Origin of the sequence: Aminiphilus circumscriptus DSM 16581, from assembly GCF_000526375.1 — a bacterium.
GTDB lineage: Bacteria > Synergistota > Synergistia > Synergistales > Aminiphilaceae > Aminiphilus > Aminiphilus circumscriptus.
The window spans coordinates 119,639-143,195 of the sequence record NZ_JAFY01000007.1 but is presented as its reverse complement, the minus strand read 5'-3'; the positions used below and the strand labels follow the sequence as shown (position 1 = coordinate 143,195).

The 23,557-nt window shown below is 60.3% G+C and carries 24 protein-coding genes; all 24 read right to left on the bottom strand.

The window, feature by feature from the left end; translation table 11 throughout:
- Window positions 1–22: 22 nt before the first annotated feature.
- The 24 genes from flhF to fliG all read right to left on the bottom strand — a co-directional run bounded on the left by flhF (window position 23) and on the right by fliG (window position 23,545).
- The gene (flhF, locus tag K349_RS0111320; RefSeq protein ID WP_029165896.1) at window positions 23–1,384 is read right to left on the bottom strand and encodes a flagellar biosynthesis GTPase FlhF; all 1,362 of its coding nucleotides are present in this window, start codon (window positions 1,382–1,384) and stop codon (window positions 23–25) included.
- Entirely contained in the window at window positions 1,385–3,502 is a 2,118-nt protein-coding gene (flhA, locus tag K349_RS0111315) for a flagellar biosynthesis protein FlhA (protein ID WP_029165895.1), read from the bottom strand. It lies immediately after the preceding gene.
- A 278-nt stretch (window positions 3,503–3,780) separates the two neighbouring features.
- Window positions 3,781–4,872: a flagellar biosynthesis protein FlhB gene (gene flhB, locus K349_RS0111310; RefSeq protein ID WP_034265702.1), complete on the bottom strand. Its 1,092-nt coding sequence runs from the start codon at window positions 4,870–4,872 to the stop codon at window positions 3,781–3,783.
- Window positions 4,873–4,883: 11 nt separating this feature from the next.
- Complete coding sequence (locus K349_RS0111305) at window positions 4,884–5,618, bottom strand: flagellar biosynthetic protein FliR (protein ID WP_245588046.1); 735 nt, start codon at window positions 5,616–5,618, stop codon at window positions 4,884–4,886.
- A 44-nt stretch (window positions 5,619–5,662) separates the two neighbouring features.
- On the bottom strand, window positions 5,663–5,932 hold the full coding sequence (locus K349_RS0111300) for a flagellar biosynthetic protein FliQ (protein WP_029165892.1): 270 nt from the start codon (window positions 5,930–5,932) through the stop codon (window positions 5,663–5,665).
- 20 nt (window positions 5,933–5,952) lie between these two features.
- Window positions 5,953–6,702 (bottom strand): flagellar type III secretion system pore protein FliP, encoded by a 750-nt coding sequence (gene fliP / locus K349_RS0111295; RefSeq protein ID WP_029165891.1) that lies wholly within the window; start codon window positions 6,700–6,702, stop codon window positions 5,953–5,955.
- An 8-nt stretch (window positions 6,703–6,710) separates the two neighbouring features.
- Complete coding sequence (locus K349_RS0111290; RefSeq protein WP_157367383.1) at window positions 6,711–7,079, bottom strand: hypothetical protein; 369 nt, start codon at window positions 7,077–7,079, stop codon at window positions 6,711–6,713.
- 38 nt (window positions 7,080–7,117) lie between these two features.
- Entirely contained in the window at window positions 7,118–7,480 is a 363-nt protein-coding gene (locus K349_RS0111285) for a response regulator (RefSeq protein ID WP_029165889.1), read from the bottom strand.
- Window positions 7,481–7,515: 35 nt separating this feature from the next.
- A complete protein-coding gene (fliY, locus tag K349_RS0111280; RefSeq protein WP_029165888.1) occupies window positions 7,516–8,649 on the bottom strand; it encodes a flagellar motor switch phosphatase FliY in 1,134 nt (377 codons plus the stop codon).
- A gap of 3 nt (window positions 8,650–8,652) precedes the next feature.
- Window positions 8,653–9,654, bottom strand: a complete 1,002-nt coding sequence (gene fliM, locus K349_RS0111275; RefSeq protein ID WP_029165887.1) for a flagellar motor switch protein FliM — start codon at window positions 9,652–9,654, stop codon at window positions 8,653–8,655.
- A 26-nt stretch (window positions 9,655–9,680) separates the two neighbouring features.
- Complete coding sequence (locus K349_RS0111270) at window positions 9,681–10,127, bottom strand: flagellar basal body-associated FliL family protein (protein ID WP_029165886.1); 447 nt, start codon at window positions 10,125–10,127, stop codon at window positions 9,681–9,683.
- Window positions 10,128–10,158: 31 nt separating this feature from the next.
- Window positions 10,159–10,875 (bottom strand): OmpA/MotB family protein, encoded by a 717-nt coding sequence (locus K349_RS0111265; RefSeq protein ID WP_029165885.1) that lies wholly within the window; start codon window positions 10,873–10,875, stop codon window positions 10,159–10,161.
- Between the two features lie 44 nt (window positions 10,876–10,919).
- Window positions 10,920–11,573: a motility protein A gene (locus tag K349_RS17140; RefSeq protein WP_274703392.1), complete on the bottom strand. Its 654-nt coding sequence runs from the start codon at window positions 11,571–11,573 to the stop codon at window positions 10,920–10,922.
- A gap of 270 nt (window positions 11,574–11,843) precedes the next feature.
- A complete protein-coding gene (locus tag K349_RS0111255) occupies window positions 11,844–12,047 on the bottom strand; it encodes a flagellar FlbD family protein (RefSeq protein WP_029165884.1) in 204 nt (67 codons plus the stop codon).
- 171 nt (window positions 12,048–12,218) lie between these two features.
- Window positions 12,219–14,225, bottom strand: a complete 2,007-nt coding sequence (locus K349_RS0111250; RefSeq protein WP_029165883.1) for a flagellar hook protein FlgE — start codon at window positions 14,223–14,225, stop codon at window positions 12,219–12,221.
- A gap of 161 nt (window positions 14,226–14,386) precedes the next feature.
- Window positions 14,387–14,809 (bottom strand): flagellar hook assembly protein FlgD, encoded by a 423-nt coding sequence (flgD, locus tag K349_RS0111245; RefSeq protein ID WP_029165882.1) that lies wholly within the window; start codon window positions 14,807–14,809, stop codon window positions 14,387–14,389.
- Between the two features lie 20 nt (window positions 14,810–14,829).
- Window positions 14,830–16,557, bottom strand: coding sequence for a flagellar hook-length control protein FliK (locus tag K349_RS17135; protein WP_029165881.1), 1,728 nt, complete (start codon window positions 16,555–16,557; stop codon window positions 14,830–14,832).
- 35 nt (window positions 16,558–16,592) lie between these two features.
- The gene (locus K349_RS0111235; protein ID WP_034265696.1) at window positions 16,593–17,960 is read right to left on the bottom strand and encodes a flagellar hook protein FlgE; all 1,368 of its coding nucleotides are present in this window, start codon (window positions 17,958–17,960) and stop codon (window positions 16,593–16,595) included.
- A 473-nt stretch (window positions 17,961–18,433) separates the two neighbouring features.
- A complete protein-coding gene (locus K349_RS17120; RefSeq protein WP_034265691.1) occupies window positions 18,434–19,129 on the bottom strand; it encodes a MotE family protein in 696 nt (231 codons plus the stop codon).
- A gap of 4 nt (window positions 19,130–19,133) precedes the next feature.
- Window positions 19,134–19,817 (bottom strand): lytic transglycosylase domain-containing protein, encoded by a 684-nt coding sequence (locus K349_RS0111225; RefSeq protein WP_029165879.1) that lies wholly within the window; start codon window positions 19,815–19,817, stop codon window positions 19,134–19,136.
- On the bottom strand, window positions 19,793–20,269 hold the full coding sequence (fliJ, locus tag K349_RS0111220; protein WP_029165878.1) for a flagellar export protein FliJ: 477 nt from the start codon (window positions 20,267–20,269) through the stop codon (window positions 19,793–19,795). The genes K349_RS0111225 and fliJ overlap by 25 nt, the downstream gene beginning before the upstream one ends.
- Window positions 20,270–20,272: 3 nt before the next feature.
- On the bottom strand, window positions 20,273–21,607 hold the full coding sequence (gene fliI / locus K349_RS0111215) for a flagellar protein export ATPase FliI (RefSeq protein ID WP_029165877.1): 1,335 nt from the start codon (window positions 21,605–21,607) through the stop codon (window positions 20,273–20,275).
- A 2-nt stretch (window positions 21,608–21,609) separates the two neighbouring features.
- The gene (locus tag K349_RS0111210; protein ID WP_029165876.1) at window positions 21,610–22,545 is read right to left on the bottom strand and encodes a FliH/SctL family protein; all 936 of its coding nucleotides are present in this window, start codon (window positions 22,543–22,545) and stop codon (window positions 21,610–21,612) included.
- Window positions 22,538–23,545, bottom strand: a complete 1,008-nt coding sequence (gene fliG / locus K349_RS0111205; RefSeq protein ID WP_029165875.1) for a flagellar motor switch protein FliG — start codon at window positions 23,543–23,545, stop codon at window positions 22,538–22,540. Before fliG ends, K349_RS0111210 begins: the two co-directional genes overlap by 8 nt.
- Between the last annotated feature and the right edge of the window lie 12 nt (window positions 23,546–23,557).

Sequence of the window (23,557 nt, the reverse complement as noted above, 5' to 3'; positions counted from 1 at the left end):
TCCCGAAAGAGGCGGCATCTGTTTAGCGACCAACACGATCACCTCCGACGAGGAGCCTTGCGATCCGCTCCGGTTGCGCGACCTCGATGTCGTTGGGTACATTCTGTCCCGTGGTGACGAAAGAAATGGGGCGGTCGAAGTCGAGAACGGCATTCATCAGATTTCCGTAGGTCAGCGTTTCGTCGAGTTTCGTGAAGAGGAGGCAGGAAACGGGAACCACACCCATCCGGTCGATCACGTCCAGCATATCTCCGTACTTCATGTTCGCGGACATGACGAGGTGTACCGCCTCGGGACGATAGGATTCGTAAAGGCCGCAGAGTTCATCGAGACGCTTGCCATCCCGCTGACTTCGCCCCGCCGTGTCCATGAGGATGAGATCCATCTCTTCATGTTTCTGCAACAGCGACGGAATTTCCTCCGGTTCGTAGACAACCTCTATGGGAATACCGAGAATGCGGGCGTAGGTGCGCAATTGCTCCACCGCCGCGATGCGGTAGGTATCCGCCGTCAGAAGAAGCACACGCTTTTTCTCCCAGAGGGAATGGATGGCGGCGAGCTTGGCGATGGAGGTCGTCTTTCCCACCCCCGTAGGACCGATGAACATGACCTTCTTTCCCAACATGGCCGTGAGAGGATCCGACCCTACCACGGGAATCCGTTTCTCCAGCCACGCCGCGAAGGACTTGCCGGCTCCTTCTTTTCTGAAGGTCCGGGCGAGCGTCCGGGCATGTTGGATATCCACATCCATATTCGCGAGGAGCCGGGCATTCTCGTCTCCCTCCTCTTCGCCGCCCGGGAGGGGTGCACGGCTTTCGCGCCGCTCTTCAAGTCGGGACAGCACCGTCTGCAGGGACGCGTGGATCGCCTCCACCTGTCTTCGGAGATCGGGATCCTCGGAAGGAACCGCCTCCGGGGACATGGGGGGGCGCACAAGAGGCTCCGCTCCCCTGGAGGCCGGGCCATAGGTAGCGGCGGCAAGCGTCCTTGCCTGGGCAGACAGGTCCAGGCGAACATTTTCGTTCGCAACGCCTGCAAAGTGCGTCACCTCGGAGGGCACAAAGGGATCCGCCGGAGCGGAAGCCACATTTCCCTGGGATTCCCTGGCGAGCGTTCCCTTCACGGCCTGTTTCACTTCGAGAAGTCGCTGGAAAGCCAAGATCCGCTCCTTGGCGTCCTCCGACGCGGAGGGGTCCGTCCGCTCGTCCTCGAAGAGGCCGGCGGTGACCGAGAGCATCTTCTTTCGGAAGAGCCCGAGGAAACCTCCCCGCTTCACGGTACGGGTGGAAAGGATGACCGCATCCCGTCCGAGCCGTTCGCGTGCGATGGCGAGGGCTTCCGCATCATCCTTGGCATCATAGACGATTTGCCGTATCAAGCGCACCTACTCCACCATCCCCACGGATTTCAATTGCACCCCCTGAGCCACTTCATTATAGGATACCACAGCTACCTGCGATAAGGTTCCCTCAAGAATTCTCCGAACCACAAGCCGTACTTCGGGATGCACGAGCAACACCGGAACGTGCCCGGAAAGAGCCTGCTGTTCCGCGAAACGGGAAACGGCGGTGATGAGCTGCTGCATTTCCTGAGGATTCATGGCAAGGTTCCATCCCTGCACGAGGTCCCCGTGAATGGACTCCTTCACCCGCTTTTCCCACCGGGGAGAAAGAGTCCCCACCGTGAGCGTTCCCTCCCGGTCCTGGAGCCTGAGGGTAATGACCCGGGCAAGGGACTCCCGGACCCTCTCGGTGAGGAAATCCACGCTCCGGGAGATTCTTCCGAAATCCGCAAGAGCTTCGAAAATGCTCACCAGGTCTCGAATGGGGATCTGTTCCCGGATGAGGTTCTGCAACACTTTTTGAATCTCGCCCAGCCCGAGGGCACCCAAAAGCTCCTCCACCGCGGCGGGATGGGATCCTTTGACGAGATCGACGAGCTTCTGCACTTCCTGTCGTGTGAGCAGATCCGCCCCGAAGCGCTTGATGCTCTCGGAAATGTGGGTGGCCAACACGGAAGGCGCGTCAACCACCGTGTATCCCGCCATCTCCGCCTGATCCCGCAGCTCCGGCGTGATCCACACGGCGGGAAGACCGAAGGCGGGTTCCGTGGTAGGAACACCCACGAGCGTCTCTTCGCTGCCTCCGGTATTCATGGCGAGGTAGTGATCGGGAAGCAGTTCACCCCGCCCAACCTCGCCCCCCTTGACGAGAATGAGGTATTCCGTGGGTTTAAGCTGGATGTTGTCCCGTATGCGGATGGGGGGCACCACGAGCCCCAGATCCATGGCCATCTGCCGCCGAATCGTGCCGATCCGCTCCAGCATGTCGCCGCCCTGAGCGGGATCCACCAGAGGGATCAGGGCGTAGCCTATCTCCACTTCCATGGGGTCCACCGTCAGCAGAGGCAGAACGTTCTCGGGTCCCGGAGCGGGTCCCGCCTTTTCGCTCCCCTCAGGGGCGGGTCCCCCCGGAGCCCCTCGCCCTCCTCTGCGGGGAGAGGGTTTTCCCGCTGTTTCGGCCTGCACCAGATCCTCCCGGTAAATCCGGTACCCCAGAAACGCCAAAGCGATTCCCAGAAACGCGAAGGGAATCGTGGGGAGCCCGGGGATGACGGCAAGTCCGAGCAGCATGGCGGAACCGATCCAGAGGGGGCGGTGGTAGCGGGTGAGCGTGGCTACAATATCCTGGCCGAGATTGGATTCTCCCGCGGCCCGGGTGACAATGATGCCCGTGGCGGTGGAGAGCAAAAGCGAAGGAATCTGGGCGACCAGTCCGTCTCCGACGGTAAGGAGGCTGTAGGTGCCGAGAGCCTGCGCCGTGTCCATTCCCCGTTGGAAGACGCCGATGCCCAACCCGCCGAGGATGTTGATCACGGTGATGATGAGTCCCGCGATGGCGTCTCCTTTCACGAACTTGGAGGCACCATCCATCGCCCCGTAGAAATCGGCTTCACGCTGGATCTCCGCCCGGCGCTTCCGGGCCTCTCCCTCCTCGATGAGCCCTGCGTTGAGATCTGCATCGATGGCCATCTGCTTGCCCGGCATGGCGTCCAGGGTGAAACGCGCCGCCACCTCGGCCACCCGTTCCGCGCCCTTGGTGATGACGATGAACTGGATGATGACGAGGATGAGAAAAACGACGCCGCCCACAACATAGTTGCCCCCCACCACGAAGTTTCCGAAGGCGGAGATCACTTCCCCCGCGTAGCCCTGGAGAAGGATGAGCCGCGTGGTGGACACGTTCAGCGCGAGACGGAAGAGGGTCGCCATGAGAAGAATGGTGGGAAAGGCGGCGATCTCCAGCGCCCTCTTGACGTAGAACGTGGTGAGAAGAATCACCACACCGAAGGTGATGTTCATGGAAAGAAGGATGTCCAGCAGCGCCGTCGGAAGCGGAATGATCATCATGCCCACAATGAGCACGACGAGGAGCGCCATTCCTATATCCGCGTATTTCAGCATCGTCTTGAGTCCCGCTTCCTGTTCGGAAACATTCGCCATGGCCCGCAACTCCCGTTTGTCGGATTGGTATCGCCTCTTCTGTATCCGTGCCCCGCTATTCGTTCTCCTTTCTGTTTTCGCCAGTCTCCCGTGGATTCCTTACGGCACTTTTTCGGAGAGTGCGGAAACAGGAGCACTGCTGACAGCTTCATCCAGGGGATTGTCTCTTCTTTTTCAGAGTTTCCTTTCGGAAGCTCTGAATAAAGACCTTTCGCTTTCCCTTGACTCGGGTCGCATCAGGCTCTGCGGGGCGCCCTGCGGGGCTGACACAGCCTTATTCAGAGATTCCTTTCTTTTTTCGCCTTCAGTTTATAAACAAAGGCCAGTACTTCCGCAACGCCCTTGTAGAGAGTTTCCGGAATGATCTCCCCAACGTCCGTCGCTTCGAAAAGAGCACGTGCCAAAACACGGTTTTCGACGATAGGGATGCTGTGTTCCTGGGCAATTTCCCGAATACGCCTCGCCAGAACGCCTTTGCCCTTGGCGACCACACAGGGCGCATCCATCACCTGCCGCTCGTACTGGATGGCCACGGCGAGCGTCGTTGGGTTCGTGATGACCACATCCGCCTTCGGAACCTGTGCCATCATACGTCGCCGGGCCAGCTCCCGTTGTCTCTGGCGTATACGCTGCTTGACCTTGGGATCCCCTTCCATCTGCTTGTATTCGTCCTTGATCTCCTTCTTGCTCATCCGGATGGACTTCTCGAAGTCCCACTTCTGGTACGCGTAGTCAAAAGCGGCGATGACAAACAATAAAAGGGCCATGCGCAGCGCGAGCCACCAGATCTTCTCCGTCACCACATTCAGTCCCTGAAGGTAGGGGAACTTCATCGCCAAAGCGATGCTCTCCAGTTCCTTCCTCAGGGCGAGATAGAGCACCAGCCCCAGGAGCAGCGCCTTGAGAATGCCCTTGGCAAGCTCCACGAGAGAGCGGAGCGAGACGATCTTCTTCAGGCCCGAGATGGGGTTCAGGCGACTCAGCTTCGGGATCAACGGTTTGACAAAGAGAAAAAGCCCAACCTGGTAAATCGCCGTGGCTGCCCCGGCAAGCCCGCAGAGCAACCCGAAGGGCAACCACGTGAGCAAAAAGACCTTGAGGAAATCCCTGGCGAGTGCCTGTACCCATCCTTCCCGGCCGATCTGCTCTCCCGACATGAACCGCCAGGTCTCCACGAAAAATCCTTTCAGGGAGGTGACCCACCAGAGCGAGAAAGCGAACACCGCCAGAAGCCCCACGAGGATGACCACCGCCGCACCCAGATCCTGGCTGCGGGCGACCTGCCCTTCTTCGCGGGTCTTCTGCCGCTTTCTGGGCGTCGCCGGCTCGGTTCGCTCTTCGGCAAAAAGCTGCAGGCGAAACGTCCGCATGCGCCGGGGTCCTACCGCCAGACCTGGAGTATTCCCAGAGCGGTCTCCACCACGCGCTCCACCTCTCCGTGGATGAGATCGATGGACATGGGAAGCACCACCATGAGCAGAAAGAATCCGAGTGCCACCTTCAGCGGCAGCCCGAGAACGAAAATGTTCATCTGCGGCACGGTCCTCGCCACGAAGCCCAATCCCACGTCGGCCAGAAGCAGTGCCCCGAAGAAGGGCAGAACCATGCGCATGGCGAGAACAAGCGCCTGCTGCATCCAGAGCCCTAGCCCAGGGTCCAGCGGAAACGCGAGGGACGGGACACCGAGAGGAGCAAGGCGCAGGCTTTCTCCGGCGGCGCGCACGAGCAGCAGGTGTCCGTTCCAATGAAAGAAGAACCAGAGCCCCGCGAGAAACTTGAACTGCTCCACCACGGAGACCTGGACCTCGGAAAAAGGGTCCAGCACGTTCGCCATGCCGAAGCTCATCTGCATCCCCACGATACGCCCCGCCATCTGCAGCGCATAGAGCGGAAGGCTTCCGAAAAAGCCCAGCGCCGCACCGAGAAGGTATTCCCGTGTGGAGGCCGTCACAAGGCCGCCTATGGTGAGTATCGGCTCCGGGGAGGGGAGTTCCAATGCGGCGGGAAGGGCGAAGAGCGCGAGCAGAAAGGCGAGCCACAGCCGGACCTGAACGGGAAAGGCCGACGCGGCGAAGGCAGGCGCCACGGTGAGAACCCCCAGAAAGCGGAGGCTCACGAAAAAATACAGTCCCAGCAGAAGAAGCTGCGGCTCCGCGAAGATCATTGAACGAACCGATGCAGGTTCCCCAGCAGGAACTTCGCCATGTCCCCCACCTTTCCGAAGATCAGGGGACCGAAGAAGACAATGCTGACGAGCACCGCGATGATCTTGGGAATGAAGACCAGTGTCTGCTCCTGAATGGATGTGGCGGTCTGGAGAATACCGATCACAAGTCCGATCCCCATGGCGACGAGAAGGATCGGAAGGGCCGACGTGAGCGTCACCCATACCGCCTGCTGCAGCGTATCGTACATGTTGAGAATCTCCACGGCCCTTCTCCTTTCCCGTCTCAGCGGAAACTCGTCACGAGACTCGCGATGACCAGGTTCCACCCGTCGGCGAGGACGAAAAGAAGTACTTTGAAGGGAAGTGATATGAGCATGGGGGGAAGCATGATCATCCCCATGGCCATGAGAACGCTCGCCACGATCATGTCCACCACGACGAAGGGAACGAAAACGACCACTCCCATCTGAAACGCCGTCTTGAGTTCACTCAGAATGAACGCGGGAATGAGGACGCGGAGGGGAACATCATCGGCATTGTTCGGGCGGGGCAACTCCGCCATGGAAACCATGAGGGACAGCTCCTGCTCTCTCGTCTGGCGGAGCATGAAATCCCGAAGAGGCGTCACGACGCCCTGCATGGCCTCCCTCGCCGACATGCGTCCGTCCATGTAGGGAGAGAGCGACGTGTCGAAGATGCGTTGCCACACGGGCGACATGGTGAAAAGGGTGAGAAAGAGCGCGAGCGTGACGATGACCTGGTTCGGCGGCATTTGCTGGAGGCCGAGGGCATTCCGCACGAACCCCAACACTACAAGGATGCGCGTGAAGCTCGTGAGCATGAGGACAATGGCCGGAGCCAGGCTCAGAACAGTGAGAAGGGCGAGAATCTGCAGGGAGAGCACCACGTCCTGGGGTGATTCCGCACCTCGAATGCCCAACTGGAGCGTGGGAATGGGCATGTCCGGCAAAGGCGGCTCCGCCCAGGCCGCTCCCACGGCAAGGACGAGGAGAAATGCCCCCGTCACGAACATCCTCCAGGTCAGGGTCGAAGTTGATCCTTTCCGACACACGAGTTCTCCCACTCCTCTCTGCTCCATCGGCCCACGACGACACTTCCGCTCTTCGAGCTGAGAACGGCGATCACCTCGGGACCGCAGGCAAACACCCGGACGACATCCCGCCCCAGGGGCAATATGGCCAGAATTTCCATTCCCGCAGTTTTTCGCAGAATTGTCCTGGGCGCGAAACGGACAAGAAGATATCCGCAAAGGGCCAACAGTCCCAACGCCAAACCTATGCGGAGCAGATACCCTGTCAGGTCGGCCTCGGCTCTCTCATCGGCAAAAACCGGCGTCGCCAGGAAAAAAACAACAGCGAGGCCTTTTGAAAGGGACTGACCTCGCTTCACGCACCGTGTTCGCATGCCGGAAAAAGTGGACATGTTCCTCAGGAGATGGCCTTGCTCAACGCCTCCAGAACCCGGTCCGGCTGAAAGGGTTTGACGATGAAGTCCGCCGCTCCCGCCTGAATCGCCTCGATGACCATCGCCTGTTGTCCCATGGCGCTGACCATGACGACTTTCGCTCCGGGATGGGCCTTCTTGATCTCCTTCACCGCCGTGATTCCGTCCATCTCGGGCATGGTGATATCCATGGTCACCACATCCGGCTTGACTTCGTTGAACTTCTCCACCGCGACTTTTCCATTCTCGGCCTCTCCAACGACTTCGAAGCCGTTCTTCACGAGAATATCCTTGAGCATCATCCGCATGAACGCCGCGTCGTCCACAATCAATACCTTCGCACCCATTGGCGATTCTCCCTCCCCGCAAGGTAGTCCGCAGACTAAATGCCCATGGACCGGATGCGTTCCGCACGACTGACGATCTCGGTAATGCGGATACCGAAACTCTCGTCGATGACGACCACTTCGCCTCTCGCCATCAACTTTCCGTTTACGAGAACATCCACCGGCTCTCCGGCCATCTTTTCCAATTCTACCACGGATCCGGGAGTCATGTTGAGCACTTCGCCGATCGTTTTCCTCGTTCTCCCCAATTCGACGGTAACACGAACGGGAATGTCAAGAATGAGTTCCAGATTCCCAGGAACCCCAGCCCCCAGATCCTGCTGCAGAGGCATGAATTCCGCCGGACGCACATCCACCTGGGGCGTCACGGGAATGCCGCGGGGAGGAAGAGGTGCGCCGATCGGCGACGACGAAACCGTCGCCGCAGGTCGCGAAGGCTGAGGTGCTGCAGCCTGAGGCTGAGAAACCGTACGCGACGGTTCCGGAGCGGGGGGCGCGAGCGCCTCCTGAATGCGTTTCGCCAGAAGCTGCGCCACGGAAACGGGAAGCACCAACCACAGGTCGAAGGCACCGACGTCGCTCACGTCTACAGCGGTCTTGACACCCCAGACCATTTCCTCTGTGCCCCTTCCCTCAAAGGGAAGCCAACTGCCTTCCTTCAGCACGCCGGAGGCTCCGGAAGGAACAAGGCGCTGCCCCTTCAACAGGCCGCTCACATTCGTGAAGGCCGAGCCGATCACCTGACTGAGTCCCTCCTGGGACGCGCTCAGGTAGAGATCGTTCGCCTCGGCGGGAAGTTCTTTTCCGTCGCCTCCCATCATGAGATCCGCAAGGGACATGGCCCCCCGTTCGGAGAGCACGATCGCCGCAGGAGCGTTCTCCAACCCGTCGCAGGCGAGGGTGTACAGAAACACGCGACCCGTTCCGTCGACTCTTTCCGGCATCTCCCGCTGCGGGAACGTTTCCATCCCCGCGACGGAAGCCGCGACGCCGCGACCGGCGAGCATGCCAACCACGTTACCCGCCGCATTGGCGAAGATGCCCGCCACCTCGCCGAGCACGTCCTGATCCTCTGGGCTGAGGTCGCCGCCTGCAGCATCCGCGGAAACAGCTGGGGCACCGCTCAGCAACGCATCGATTTCATCTTGACTCAGGAGTTCGTCCACCACGGTCTACTCCTCCTCTCTCTGGGCCTCGCCGGAAAGCACTTCTGTGATCTTCGCGGCGTAGGCGCCGTCGACGGTTCCCGGAGAAGCGTAGAATTTGACACGATTGCCCACCCGGACCCCGAGAGGATCGCCCCTCGTTCCATCCAGGCGGATCACGTCTCCCTCCTGAAGCTGCATGATATCCTGAAGGCTCAAAATGGTATGTCCGAGTTCCAGCGCCACGGGCACCACAACGGCGTTCAACCGGTTCTTCAGGATCTCCCGAACGCCCTGAATGTCCTTCCGTCCCGTACTGGCGAACCAGTGTTGGGAACTCAGCTTGTCCACCATGGGCTCCATGACGATGTAGGGCACGCAGAGGTTGATCATCCCCTCCGTCTCGCCTACCTGAACCTTGAGTGTCACGAGAAGCACCATGTCCGTCCCGGGGCAGATCTGCACGAAAAAGGGGTTGCTCTCCATGCTGTCGAAACGGAAACGCACGTCCACGACGGTGCTCCAGCTCTCTTCCAGCAGTTCCAACATGCGGAGAAGCACCCTCTCGACCACGGTCCGCTCGATGTCCGTCAGTTCCCGGGCCTTCCGGAGAGGTTCCCCCTTGCCGCCCAACATGCGATCGATGATACTGAAGACCAGGTGAGGATTGAGCTCCATCACCGCGTTTCCCGTAAGGGGGTACATCTCCAGGACGGCGATGGTGGTGGGCTGCACGAGAGAACGGACGAATTCATCGTAGGCGAGCTGATCCACCGAGACCACCTCGGCGGAGACCATGGCGCGCACCATGGTGGACAGAGTCGTGGTGACCTGTCGTGCGAAGGATTCGTGAATCATTTGAATGGCCCGGAGCTGGTCTTTGCTGAACTTGTCCGGACGCCGGAAATCGTAGAGTTTGATCTTGTCTTCCCGGGCACTCTCGGATATGGCCTCCAGATCGACACTGCCACTGCTCAGTGCGCTGAGCAGCGCATCGATTTCGCTCTGGGAAAGTACTTCAGGCACCACGTCTCCTCACCTCCTCGGGAAACGGCTCACTGCACGATAAAATCGTCGAAGAGCACCCTCGAAACCGCGGGCTGCCCCTTGACGAGGGGCATGAGCGCGTTGAGCCGGCGCTTCACGTCCTGAGCGAACTCGAGAACCCCTTCGGCGGTACGGAGATCGTCGTAGCGACGATCCTTCCCGACGAGGATGACCTCGTTGCGCATTCTGCTGAGCCATCCCGGATCCGCCACGAGGGCGAGGGACTCCTGGGAGGTTACCTCCAGCGTGATGGTCGTGCGCAATACATGAGGCTCCTTGTCCGCGAGATTCACGGTAAACTCCCCAAGGCGCACCGTCGGTCCCGGAGGCAGCCCCTGGCTGCCGGGAACGACATCGGGCCGGGAGAAGAACTTGAGTCCCACGAAGATGCCACCGCCGATACCTGCGAGAAGAACCACCACACCCACAACAATGAGGACGATCACCCGTTTCATGCAGAAACCTCCCCTTGGGGGAAAATTGGCGTCACTGTGAGAATTGGGAGAGGAGCACCACGTCCACGCGCCGATTCAGCGCCCGATGCTCGTCCGTATCGTTCGGAACCAACGGCCGGTGCTGCCCGAACCCGACGGCCTGAAGGCGCTTCGGGTCGATTCCCACGTTCTCCACGAAGTAGGAGACCACCGCAGCCGCCCGCGCCGCGGAAAGCCCCCAGTTGTCACCAAAGACACCTCCCCGCAACGGCACCGAATCCGTATGCCCCTCCACGGCGATGGGAGGCTGCACATCCTTCAAAATCATGCCGATCTTCGCGAGCAGCCGCTTTCCTTCGGGACGGATCTCCGCACTTCCGCTGGCGTAAAGCACCTGTTCCGTCATGGAGATGGTCACTCCCCGCTGATCGACCCGGACGGTCACTTCGCCCTCCAGCCCCTCCTCCCGAACGAGTGTCTGGACCCGCCGCGCCACATCGAGAATGTCCTGAGTTTGTTTTCGGACCTCCCCGGCGTCCACTCCAACATGGGCCTGAAAAATCTGGTCGTCCGGTTGTGTCGTCTTACCCCCGGGAAGCACGCCGATGGCTCCCTGGAAGGAAAGAATGAGCTTCTGAAATTTCTGCACATCCAGTGTAGAGAAGGCGAAGAGGAACACGAAGAACGTCAGGAGCAACGTCACCATGTCGCCATAGGTCGTAAGCCAACCTTGGCTGATGGTCTCCTCCTGTCGCTTCTTTCTCGCCATGCTCCGTCATCCCCTTTCCGAACCCGGAAGCGGAAGAACCGTTCTCACGCCGCCTCGTTCTTGTCCTTCTTTTTCGACTCCTCCAGCAGCAACCGCATCACCGGCGGCAGGAAGACCTTGAGCTTTTCCTCCACGATGCGCGGATTTTCTCCGGCCTGGATCGAAAGGACCCCTTCCACCATGAGTTCCCGGGAGAGCACCTCCTGGGAGGTGCGCACACTAAGCTTTTTGGACATGGGAAGGGCGATGACGTTGGCGATGAAGGAACCGTAAAACGTGGTGATGAGGGCCACGGCCATGCCGGGCCCCAGCGCGTTGGGATCGTCCAGGTTCTTGAGCATCAGGACGAGGCCGATGAGCGTTCCCAGCATACCGAAGGCGGGCGCGAGTTCCGCCATGGTGTCGAACATCTTCTTGTTCTGGGAGTGCCGTTCCTCCAAAAGTCCGATTTCCGTGTCCAAAATGGCCTTCACCAGCTCCGGATCCGTTCCGTCCACCACGAGCTGAATGGACTTGCGCAGAAAATCGTCCTCCAACTGGCTCGCATCCTCCTCCAGGGCGAGCAGCCCCTCCCGCCGGGCTTTCTCGGCGAAGCTCACCATGGTCTGCACAAGGCCAACCAAATCCGGGCTCGAGGAAAAGAAAGCTCTTTTGATTATTTTCCCCATATCCTTGAAGCGTTCGATGGGGTTGCTCATGATGACCGTTCCGAGCGTCCCCCCCCCCCGTAATGAGCAACGACGTCACATCCACGAAGGCTCCGGGATCACCGCCGGCGATGATGCCTCCGATGACGAGAATGAGCGCCAAGGATAACCCTATTACGGTTGCGAGGTCCACGCCTCCACCTCCCCAACTGCTGCGTTTTCATTGTACATCGAAATCCACTGGCGGTCTTCCTCCAACCCCTCTTCAAGGAGGAATCGGAAAAACTTCACGTTGCGACAACGTTTTCTGCAAACAGAACGCTATGACGACGAAAATTCCCGATGATCGATGACACGACGGCGAAACGCAAGGATCCGTTTCGTCACCTCCTCCATGGACTCCCGTACCACGTAGCGATGTCCGTTGGAGAGAAGGATCACTGTATCCGGCGTGGTCTCCACTGTCTCGACGAGATCCGCGTTGAGGACAAAAATGCTTCCGTTGAGCCGCGTGAGTTCGATCATGCGCTCCATCGCCTCCTCCAGGAAAAGAGGGGGCGAACACCCCCTCCATCGTAACGATGATTCCTCTTCAGAGCAACGTCATACCACAATGAACATCCCCCGGAGAGGCTGCGCCTGCCTTGCCCGCCGGCAACACCCAGCCCGGAGGACACGCGGCAATGGCGGAGAAACCTAGCGTTTCAGGTTGATGAGTTCTTCGAGAACCTGGTCTCCCGTGGTGACCACCCTCGCGTTGGCCTGAAAACCGCGCTGCCCCTTGATGAGGCTCACGAACTCCTCCGCCAGGTCCACATTGGACATCTCCAGGGAGCTTCCGGCGATCTTGCCGGCTCCGCCTTCCTGAGGATTGACGATCTGGGCCACGCCGGAATTGGGAGACTCCATGAACACCGTCTCCCCCATCTTGAGCAAGCCCTGGGGATTCGCGAAGAGGGCAAGGGCGAGCCGCGCGATAGGCTGATTCTTGCCGTTGCTGTAGACCCCTGTCACGGTCCCGTCGGCACCCACGGCGAAATCCTCGAGAACGCCCATGGCATAGCCGTCCTGATAGTATCCCTTCGTCGTGAAGGCCGACCCATACTGGGTGACCCCCTCAAGGTCGTCCTTTTCAAACGTTTTTCCCGAGAAATCAAGCGTCACCGTGGTGTCCTTGGCCCCGACGGCGCCGAAGCCCAGATCGATCGTGGCGGTTCCCGTTCCGGTGATGCGACCGTCCGGCCCGAAGGTGATGAGCCCCTCGTTCCCCGTGATGGGGATGCCCGGTTCGTCGGGAAGCCAGGCCCGCCAGCGCCACTCATTGTTGAAGGTCTTCTCCCAGCTCACCTCCAGCGTGTGGGCGTTTCCGAGGGAGTCGTACACGTCGATCTTCGTCTCGTGAATGCTCGAGATGCGCTGGTTCAGGGAGCTCAGGGTCTCTCCCGTCGCCGCGGGAGGCGTACCACCATCGGAGGGCTGAATCAGGAAGGATCTCCCCGAGGGATTCGCCACGAGAAAGATATCGAGCGTGTTGCCCGCACCGTCATCCAATGCGATGGGATCAATGCCGGGGTTGGCCGAATTGGAATCGTAGCTCCGGAAGGTCCCGTCATCGTTGAAAAGAATCGGTCCCGCCCCCGAAGCCAGGGTATCGAACACGGCCATGGGGACAGGGCTCACTCCACCAGCACCATTGTCGCTCTGGTACCAGATCTTCATGCGATTCGCCGCAGGATCGAACTCGGTGAGAACCTTCCAGGTCAGGTTCGGATTGGTGGGGTCCTTGAAGGTAACGTACTCCATATCAAGGTTATCCCAGAGATTCATCTCCCACCGATCAGTGCCATCCTGCACGGTGAGGAGACCCGTATTCGGATCGTATGTTGTGGCCGCCGCCAAAGTTGGTGTCGAACCGGCACCGATGGACAGAACAGGGTTTCCCTCTGCATCCACACCATCGAGCTGCATTTGGAGCGTCCCATTTAGACCGCCAGCACCATCAAAGGTGATGCGGAGAAAATCCGTCGCCGTGGCCGTTGGACTTCCGGCGCTCTCGGCAAAGGTCACGGTGTACTGCGTTCCGTTGAGCGTCACTTTCTGCTGCGTTCCCACAGGGGTGAACCCCGAGGCGAGATAGGTGGGAACGCTGCTGTTCAGGTTGCACCGGAACCCCACCAGTTCGGTCTCCTTGGCGGGGATCTTCTGACCGATGGGAATGTTGATGGCTCCGAGGGTACTCCCCTGGATATATTTGGTGGGATCCGTGGGATCCTGGGACATGCCGTATCCCTGGAGCATGTAGCCCGTTCCGGAACTCACCACGTTGCCCGCCGCATCGAGAACATAGGCTCCCGCCCGAGTATAATACGTATTTCCCCCATCCTTGACGACGAAGTACCCGTCGCCCTGGATGGCAAAGTCCGTCCGGTTTCCCGTGTAGCTCACGTTCCCCTGGGTGTGGATGGTTTCGATGGCCGCCACGTTCACACCGAGCCCCACCTGCATGGGGTTGATGCCTCCCCGTCCCGCTCCGGCGTCGGGCGCGGTGGCTCCCTTCGCCGTCTGGTACAACAGGTCCTGGAAGGTCGTGACAGATTTCTTGAAACCCGTGGTGTTCACGTTGGCGATGTTGTTGCCGATCACGTCGAGATAGGTCGTGTGAGCCTTGATACCCGTAACGCCGGCCATCAGAGATCGCAGCATGGCGGTACCCTCCTCATGAAGTCATTTTCTTTCGTTTTCGTCTGCAATCCCTTGCCGTTGCGAGCGCTGCTCCTCCCTGGCCGCGCACGGGAAAACCCTCTCCCTCTTCAATCGGTTAACACGGAACGACAGGCTTTCTTGCCTGGCAACCTCCTCCTGCATCAGGCAACGCCGATGACGTTCTCGAGAGGAACACTGCCTCCGTCGTAATGGAGCGTCACTTCCCCCTGATTGAAGGTCACGGAGGTTACCTTGTAGGAAAGTTCCTCGCCGTCGCTGTTGTAGAAGGTGACGGTTCTTCCGATGTAATTCACCGCGTTGGTCATGGCGAAGTTCGTCATGCTCTCCAGCCCCGCGTTGAGGTTCGTCAACTGCTCAAGGGAGCTGAACTGTGCCATCTGGGCGATGAACTCCTTGTCCTCCATGGGGTTCAGCGGATCCTGGTGCGTAAGCTGCGTAATGAGAAGCTTCAGGAAATCGTCCTTGTCAAGTTCGGTCTTCACCGTTCTGGTTATGTCACTCGAACTGGCGCTGCTTGTGGAGAAAGCACTTCCCGTTCCCGCAACGCTCGCCGTCTGAAACATGTCGGTTCGCTCCTTTCCGTTCAGGCTATCCAGTGCAGCAAGCCCCGCTCGAGGTCAAGCCGCACGGTTCTCCGTTCCTCGTCTTCGTCGGAACCACCGTCTTCCATACCGGAAAGCCTGTTCGTCCGTCGGCTCTTTCCGGAATCGCTCTGGTTGTGCTGCTGCTCTTCCTGCTGCCGGACATCGACGCTGAGCTGCCCAACGGTGATTCCCTGCTGTGCGAGGGCCTGCCGCAACTGGTCGAGCTGGCCCAACAGGGTCTGCCGCAACGCCTCGTTGTCCACCCGGAGCACCGCCTCCATGCCGTTTCCCGTGGTCTGGACGGTCACGTCCACGCGTCCCAGAGCGGGAGGATCCACGATAATCCGGGCACGATGCCCCTCTTCAGTGGCAATCACACGCACCACTTCCGTCATCCCCTCGGGCAGAGCCGCGAATCCGCGCCCCTGCAGCGGGAGGGACGCACCTTCTCCGGGAAGGGGGCCCGGAACACTCCGCGCCGGACCGGAAATGTCGGAGGATGCACTCCCGTCAAGGAGCGAGGCGAAAGCCGTCTCCCTTCCGAGCGATGCCGAGGACGTCGCGGTGTTCCTGGCGCCCTGCCCCTCATGTCCTCCGGCAAATGCATCACCACTCCGCTGCTCCGTTTCGGAATGCGCTTCCGGAACCTCCCGAGCCGCGGTCTGTCCCAATTCCTGAGACACGCTCTTGCCCGCCCCCTCATCGCTTTTAGGACGAGCCTCATTCGGAACGGAGCCGTCCGGCAAGAGCGGACGTCCTGTCATCGCCGCATTCCGGGGGAGCGCATCCTCCACAACTGCCTTCTCCGTCACCGTTTTCGCGATATCTTCGAGCGATAATTCCGAAACCGGCGCCGGAGATTCTTTGCTCTCGGCCCCTCCGGAGAGAGCGCCCTCGGGGAGGTTTTTCACAACCTCCTCCCGGACAGGCACCGCAGCGGAACGAAGCATTCCGGAAGCGTCGTTCTCTCTGGAAAGAGGCATTCCCTTTTTCAACAACGAAGCGGTGTTCCCTTCATTCTTTGCGTCTGCCCTCCGAGCCCCCCCCTCGGGAAAAACAACCCCGGAGGCATCCTTGTCCGCAGCGTCATCGCCTTCGTCGAGAAGTCCCGCCTGCGAGAGTACCGTTTCTTCCGAACGGGCCACGTTTTCGTCCAAAACCGCCGCCATTCCATCACGGTGCCGTTCTTCGACCGAAACCGCAGGTTGATTTTCGGGCACCGGGGGAGACGGAACGACAGCACTCCCCTCTTCAATCAAATTTTCCGCAGCGACCTCAACGCCGCCTGGCGTTGCAGGCACTGCGACGATCTCGGCGATATCCACGCCGTCCGCCAAGCAGGAAAGCGAACTCTCCGGCGCACCATCCCGAAGCGCACCCGCACCCGTTTCCTCTTCGAACGACACGTCCTCCTCTTCCGCCTTCGAGGGATCGGCAAGCACCTCTTTCGCCGGATCTTCGTCTCCGTCGCCAGTCCAGAACGTCCACGCCAGCTCGACGAGCCCCGGCGAAAGAGCCCCCGAAACAGCAGCATGGGATTCCGCAAGCGATCCTTCGAGAACTGCCCCCTTCCCGGTATCGCTTTGGGAAAGATTCTCCCCCGCAGTGGAAAGGAACGTCTCGAAAACCGCTCCGGAAGAGGCGCTTTGGGTCTTGCCGGATCTCTTTCCCGCAGGCGAAGCCGAAGCGGGATCCGGAAAAAGTGCCTGGACGGAATTGACGGACATGTTCAGGGGCTCCTTTCTGCCACGGTTCGGCCCCGTTATTTCTTCATGGCGATGCTTTCCTTCAGGAAAGCATCGCTGGTGGTGATAACCCGAGCATTCGCCTGAAAGCTCCGCTGAGAAATGATGAGATCGGAGAAGGAGTCGGCCAGATCGCCGTTGCTCCCCTCAAGCGCACCTCCCATAAGCTTTCCCGTGTTCTCCGCGCCGGGAAAGAGGAGGTTCAGATCCCCGGAATTCGCGGTTACAGAAAAGAGGACGTCCCCTTCGCTCTTGAGTCCCATGGGATTACGAAAGAACGCAAGGGGAATGCGGTAGGTGGATTTGACCATGTTGTTTGAATACACCACGTTCAGCACACCGTCGGCGGTGACGACCACTCCCTGTCGGTATCCCATGGGATAGCCATCCTGCTTGACGGAACGGGTCGTGCTGGAGCTTCCGAATTGAGTGATCCCCGCGAGTGGATCTCCGCCGCCACCGAAATCGAGGGTGATCTCCCCGGCCTCGGGCGTGACGGTCTGTCCCGGATTGTTGGGATCAGGGACAGGGCTGTAGGGCACGTTGATGGTGACGATCTCCGATCCATCCCGGATGATGTCGCCCGCCACGATTCCCGTCGCAGGATCGGAAGCGCCGGAAAATCCGATCTCGCCAGCCCCCACCTCGACAGGAGGATCCTCGTCGAGCAGTTCCGCCTTCCAGGTCCAGCGGTTCAGTTTCCATGTCTCCGTCCCGTCCGGAGCGATTTCCGTGGCCTTGGACCAGGTCACCCGGATTTGATGAACATTGCCGAGATTGTCGTAGACAGTCGTCTCCGTGGCGTGGGAATCGCCCAGAGCCATGCCCGCGTCGAGATTGCACGCGTAAAGGATGCCCCCCGTCGCTTTGGGAGGGAGGGTGTACTCCGAATCTCCCGTTTCGGACGGCACGGGAATTTTCACCGGTTCAAGTCCGCCGGGAGTTCCCGGAACACTTCCGTCGCCGATTCTCGTCCCCATCAGGTAGTTTCCCGTCCCGGACTGCACGAGATACCCTTCTCCATCGGCGACGAAATTCCCCGCCCTGGTGTAAAACTGTCCCTGTTCATTCTGGACGACAAAAAAGCCGGACCCCGAGATGGCGATATCCGTGGGACTGTCGGTGAGGGAAAGAGTTCCGGCAGCCTGGCTCACATCGATGGCGGTAACGAGAGACCCCAAGCCGACCTGCATGGGGCTCACACCGCCCACATTGCCCTGGGGGCCGGTGGCGCCACGCATCAGGTCCGAAAGGAGATCGGAGAAGACCGGGGAGGATTTGCGAAAACCAACGGTATTCACGTTGGCCACGTTATTGCCGATCACGTCGAGATAGGTCTGATGCCCAACCACGCCGTTCACGCCTGTCCACAGAGATCGTATCATGGCGGCCTCCTGAGATGATTGTCATGTCGGTCAAGCCGCATTCCCTTGCCGTTTCAAAGCCCGACCATCCGTGGCAGGCACTGCGCGTGAACAAACACATTGGACTGACTCTTCGAATGCCTCGTAGTTGGTATCGGCATTTCGAAGCGGGACTTTATCCCATGGAATGCTTCAGAAGAACGAGGCGAGGAGGGAAGAGGAGCCGGACAAGGGGAAAATCGAAGCGACGAGGCCGAAATCACCCCGCCGGCGAAAGCAACACACTGCTCCCGGAGGAAGAGCAGACTTGATTGAATATGCAGAATATGCACCAAACCGAGACGACGGAACAAAAGGAAACACCCCGGAGGAAAGCGCTTTCACAAGAAAAAAATCCACCCTCTCCGGTGTTGTCCGACAAAAGCGGGGTTCCGGTTCTTCCAGGTCGAACACGTCACGCGGCATAAAGACAAGGATGCTTCGAAACCGCAGGGTTACCGCTTGAGAGTCGCCAGCCGCTCCGTGAGGCGGGCCGCCTTCGGGCTGTCCATCTTGGCGAGGATTGCCGCCGCCTGATCCTGGGGCATGCGGGAGAGGAGCGTCACCGCCAGATCCTCCCGGAGATCCTGCATGATCTGGGCGGCGTTGCGGGGAGACATTTCCTGGTAGGTTCGGAGAAGGTCCTCGATGTTCTTTTCCTCCGCGTCCGGCCCATCCTGTGTCGGCTGCTGCGCCAACTGTTCCGCCAGAAGCGCCTCCTGCCTTCCGAGCGCTTCCGCTCTGGCGAGGAGATCCGCGGAGATGGCTTCCGACGCGGTCCGGAGAGCGTTGAGTTCCGCCTCCCGCAGGGCGAGCAGCTGCTCCCGCTCCTCGATTTCGAGGGCGCGACGTTCCGCGACGGTGAGGGCATAACGGGGAGGCACGCCGAAGGCATCCGAAAGCTGTTCTCCGACCAGAGGAATCTGGGGAAGCAACGGATAGAGGACCGTGCGCGCATCCCACACACCGGCCAGATGCAGACCGGAAAGGGTTCCTCCCAGAAGAAGAAGTGACAGAAGAAACATGGCACATCCGCGTCCGCGGGACTTTTTCTTCGCCTTGGAGCTCCCTCCGGCGCTCTTGGGAACCTTCGGCGAGGGCCTCGGTTCGTCGATTCTCTCTTCGGAGGAATCCCGCATCGGATCCGCCATGAACCTATTCCTCCTCCTTCAGTTTCCTGTAAAGAGCCAGCACATTCCGGACGTATCGCTGCGTCTCCGGGATGGCCGGAATGCCGCCACAGGCATCCACTCTTCCTGGACCAGCGTTGTACGCCGCAAGCGCCTTCTCCATGTCACCGTCATATCGCTGCAGCATTGAAGCAAGGTAGCGGACGCCTCCATCCATGTTTTCAATGGGATCGAAGGCATTTTGGACTCCCAGCATTTTTGCCGTTCCCGGCATGAGCTGCATGAGTCCCTGAGCCCCCTTGGGCGAGACCGCCCTCGAATTGCCTCCCGACTCCATGCGGATCACCGCCCGGACAAGGGCCGGATCGAGACCGTACGCTCCTGCGGTTGCAGGGAGAGCTGCTTGCCACGTCACTCCGCCACGTCTTTCCTCCGAGAGAAGCACCTCGTCCCTGTCGAAAATTCCTTCACCGTCGGCGAGTCCCGGGCTGTCCGAGGCGAGGACATGTTGCAAAGCACGGTTTCTGTCCTTCCCCTGGGTTTTCTCCTTCTTTCGCGCCTCTTCGAGGGCGCGCTCGAAATTCCCCGGCGAAACGCCTTCCCGCAAACGTTCCAGCGGCATGTCGGAGCCTCCGGAAGGAGAAAAGCGGTTCTGAATTTCCTCGATTCGGGCGAGAACACGATTCACGTTCGCGAGACTGGGTCGCATGGAAATTCCTCCCGAGTGGTGTTGAAACGCATGCAGGTGAGATCGTCCAACTCGTTCTGCGCCGTCGAGAGCCGCACCGCCGTATCCGCGGCCTGGAGCTTTTCCACGTAATTCTCCAGCATGCGCACCTCGCGGTGCCGCTCAAGGAGACGCACCTTGGTCTCTTCAATGGCACGGCGCAGGGTGGCCAATTCCCGCTCCTTGCACTCCATATCCGTGTCGATGCACTCGATATGCTGCCGCTGATGCCAGAGATCCCTGGGGGAGAACACTCGCCCGACCTGGGTCACGAACTCGTCCAGGGCGCGCTGGCGCTCCAGCTTCAATCCGTCGAGCTGGGCGAGCACGTTCTGCTCCGCCGTGAGCCGCTCGGAAAGTTCCACCTGAACGATCTGTTCCTCTTGGATTTTCGTCGAAAGGATACGTCGAAATCTCCGGATCTTCTGCATCATAGTCTATCTCCTCGCCTCCTGGAGGCTCGGCACGAGGGATTCCATAGTCCGCACGGTCTCCTCGAAGGAGAACCGCTCCTGAATACCCTGACGGAGAAAATCCTGCACCCGGTCGATGTATTCCAGCGCCCAGTCTATTTTCGGATTGCTTCCGGTCTTGTACGCACCGATGTTGACCAGATCCTGGGCATCCTCGAACACGGAGAGGACTTCCCGTATCGTCGTGGCCGCCGCCATTTGCTCCTCCGAAACCACGCCGGGCATCACACGGCTGATGCTTCGGAGGACATCCACCGCAGGGTAGTGGTTTCTCGCGGCGATCTGGCGGGAGAGAACGATGTGTCCGTCGAGAATGCCCCGCACCGTGTCCGCCACGGGCTCGTTCATGTCATCGCCCTCCACGAGAACCGAGTAGATGGCGGTGATGCTTCCCCGCTCTCCCGCGCCGGCCCGCTCGAGAAGACGGGGCAGAAAGGCAAATACCGAAGGCGTGTACCCGCGTGTGGCGGGAGGCTCTCCCACGGCCAGTCCCGAATCACGCTGCGCCATGGCGACGCGGGTGATGGAATCCATCATGAGCAGGACGTTCTCTCCCTGGTCGCGGAAGTATTCCGCGATCGTCGTGGCAGTGAGCGCCGCCTTGAGACGCACGAGGGGCGGTTGGTCCGACGTGGCCACCACCACGACGGAACGCTTGAGGCCCTCCACTCCCAAATCGTTGTCGAGGAACTCCTTGACTTCCCGTCCCCGTTCTCCCACAAGGCCGATGACATTCACATCCGCCTCGGTGTTGCGGGCCATCATTCCGAGAAGAGTGCTCTTGCCGACGCCTGAACCGGAGAAGATGCCCACACGCTGCCCCTGCCCCAGGGTCAGCAGACCATCCATGACCTTGACGCCCACGGAGAGCGGTTTCGAAATGTGCTGCCGGCGCAGCGGGTGCGGCGGCGCAGCGTGAAGGGGGTAGAAGCCGGAGACCGCCACGGGACCCTTTTCGTCGATGGGACGCCCCAGTCCATCCAAAACCCTGCCGAGGAGACCGCTCCCCACATGAACGCCGAGGCTTCGCCCCATGGCCACCACATCGCACCCCGGACCGATGTCCTGAATGTCTCCGAGCGGCATGAGCAACACCCGATCGCCCCGAAAACCCACCACTTCCGCACGGAGCACGCTGTTCCGCCTGCGAAAGCGGATCTCGCAGAGATCCCCCACCTGCACATCCGGCCCCTGAGACTCGATGACGAGCCCCACGACCTGAACGACTCTTCCGTTGACGCGGATCCAGTCGCTCCGGTCCAAACGCACCTCGAGGACGCCCAACAGATCCTTTCCCATGGCTACGCCCCGCCGTCCTCGGCGGAATCCTCCCGTCCCGCAGGAGCGGGCGCGCCTCCGGAGGAAAGTCCTTCCAGAAGAACGCCGTCAACCTCCCGGGAAATCTGTTCGAGCTGAGTCCTCCACCGTGCGTCGTACACGCCGAGATTCGTCTCCACCAGACAACTTCCCCGATCCACGTTCTCGTCCCCGACGAACTCGATATGGCGGATCCCCCGGAGAATGTCGGCGAACTCGTCCCGCCGTTCCCGCACCGAGACGGCATCCTCGGGGTGAAGATACACCACCAGGCGCTCCCGATCACTCACCCGGAGAAGCACCTGGCGCAGAAGCGTCATCACCGTGGCCTCGTTGAGTTCCACCTGGCGATGGAGCAAACGTTCGAGCACGACACTCCACAGCCGGATCAACCGGAGCTGGTTCGCTTCCGCAAGCTCTTCCAGATTCCGCCGAAGCTCGCCGTGGACACCGTCAATCTGTTCCGCCAGGGAGGCGAAGCGCTCCGCGTATTCCTCCCGGACTTCCTGGAACGCCTTGTTCCGCCCCCGGGCATACCCTTCGGAATAGCCCTCGTCATGCCCCGTGCGACGCGCATCCTCCCGTTGTTCCTCGAGCCGGGATTCCAGATCGGCCTTGAGCTTCTCCAGCCTTGCCTCCGCATCCCTGCGCTGTTTCACGACCTCCTGCTCCAGGGACGTGGCGTGTTTGCGCGCCTCCACCAGGGCTTCTTCCGCCCGGCGAAGCTTCTCCTGAAGTCCGAGCCGCTCCTTTTCGGCGCGAAGAGCCGCCGCCTGCTCTCCCCTCTCCTCGGCTCCGGAGACGGGACACGCCTCCTCCGGCGCCGTCTTCCCCTTCGGCAGGGGGCTTCCCACCTTGACCGCCTCCGGAAGAAGGCGTACCGCCCGGAAAAGACGCTGGCGACCGGTTCCGCTAGACAATCAGCTCTTCCTCTCCACCTCGGGCGATGACGATCTCTCCGGCATCTTCGAGAGCGCGGATGACGTTGACGATCTTCTGCTGGGCCTCCTCCACGTCCCGGACGCGAACGGGACCCATGAACTGCATGTCCTCCACCAACATTTCGGAGGCTCGTTTGGACATGTTCTTGAAGAACTTCTGCCGCAACTCCTCCGTGGCTCCCTTGAGGGCGAGGGAGAGGTCCTTGATGTCCACTTCCCGGAGGACGCGCTGAAGCGAGCGGTCGTCCAGTCCGATCACATCCTCGAAGACGAAGAGGCGCCGCTTGATTTCCTCCGCCAAGTCGGGGTCCTTTTCCTCGAGCATTTCCATGATGTTCCGCTCCGTACCCCGATCCACACGGTTGATAATGTCCACCACAGCTTCGATGCCTCCGGCAATGGTGAAATCCTGGCCGAGAACACTGCTGAGTTTTCGCTCCAGCACCCGCTCCACCTCCCGCAGGACTTCCGGAGTGATCCTGTCCATGGTGGCGATACGCCGCGTCACATCCCACTGAATGTTGGCGGGCAGGCCGCCCATGATCGCCGCAGCTTGTTCGGGAACGAGATAGGAGAGAATGAGGGCGATAGTCTGGGGATGCTCTCCCTGGATGAAGCTAAGAACCTGTTGCGCGTCGGTGTGGCGCATGAAGTCGAAGGGGCGGACCTGAAGGCTCGCGGTGATGCGCCGGAGGATTTCCTGGGCGCGCTCGGATCCGAGGGCCTGCTCCAGGAGCGACCGTGCGTAATCCACACCCCCCTGGGAAAGGAATTCCTTGGCCATGAGCAGCTCCTGGGCCTCTTTAAGGACCTGGAGTTTGACATCCGGAGTGATTTTCCGCAGGTTGGCGATTTCGAGTGTAAGCAACTCGATGGTCCCCTCGTCGAGCTGCTTGTAGATGAGTCCTGCCACTTCAGGGCCCAGAGAAACCAAGAGGATGGCAGCTTTGTCTCTCCCCCTCAGTTCTTTTTTGGCCATGGATTCCCTTCC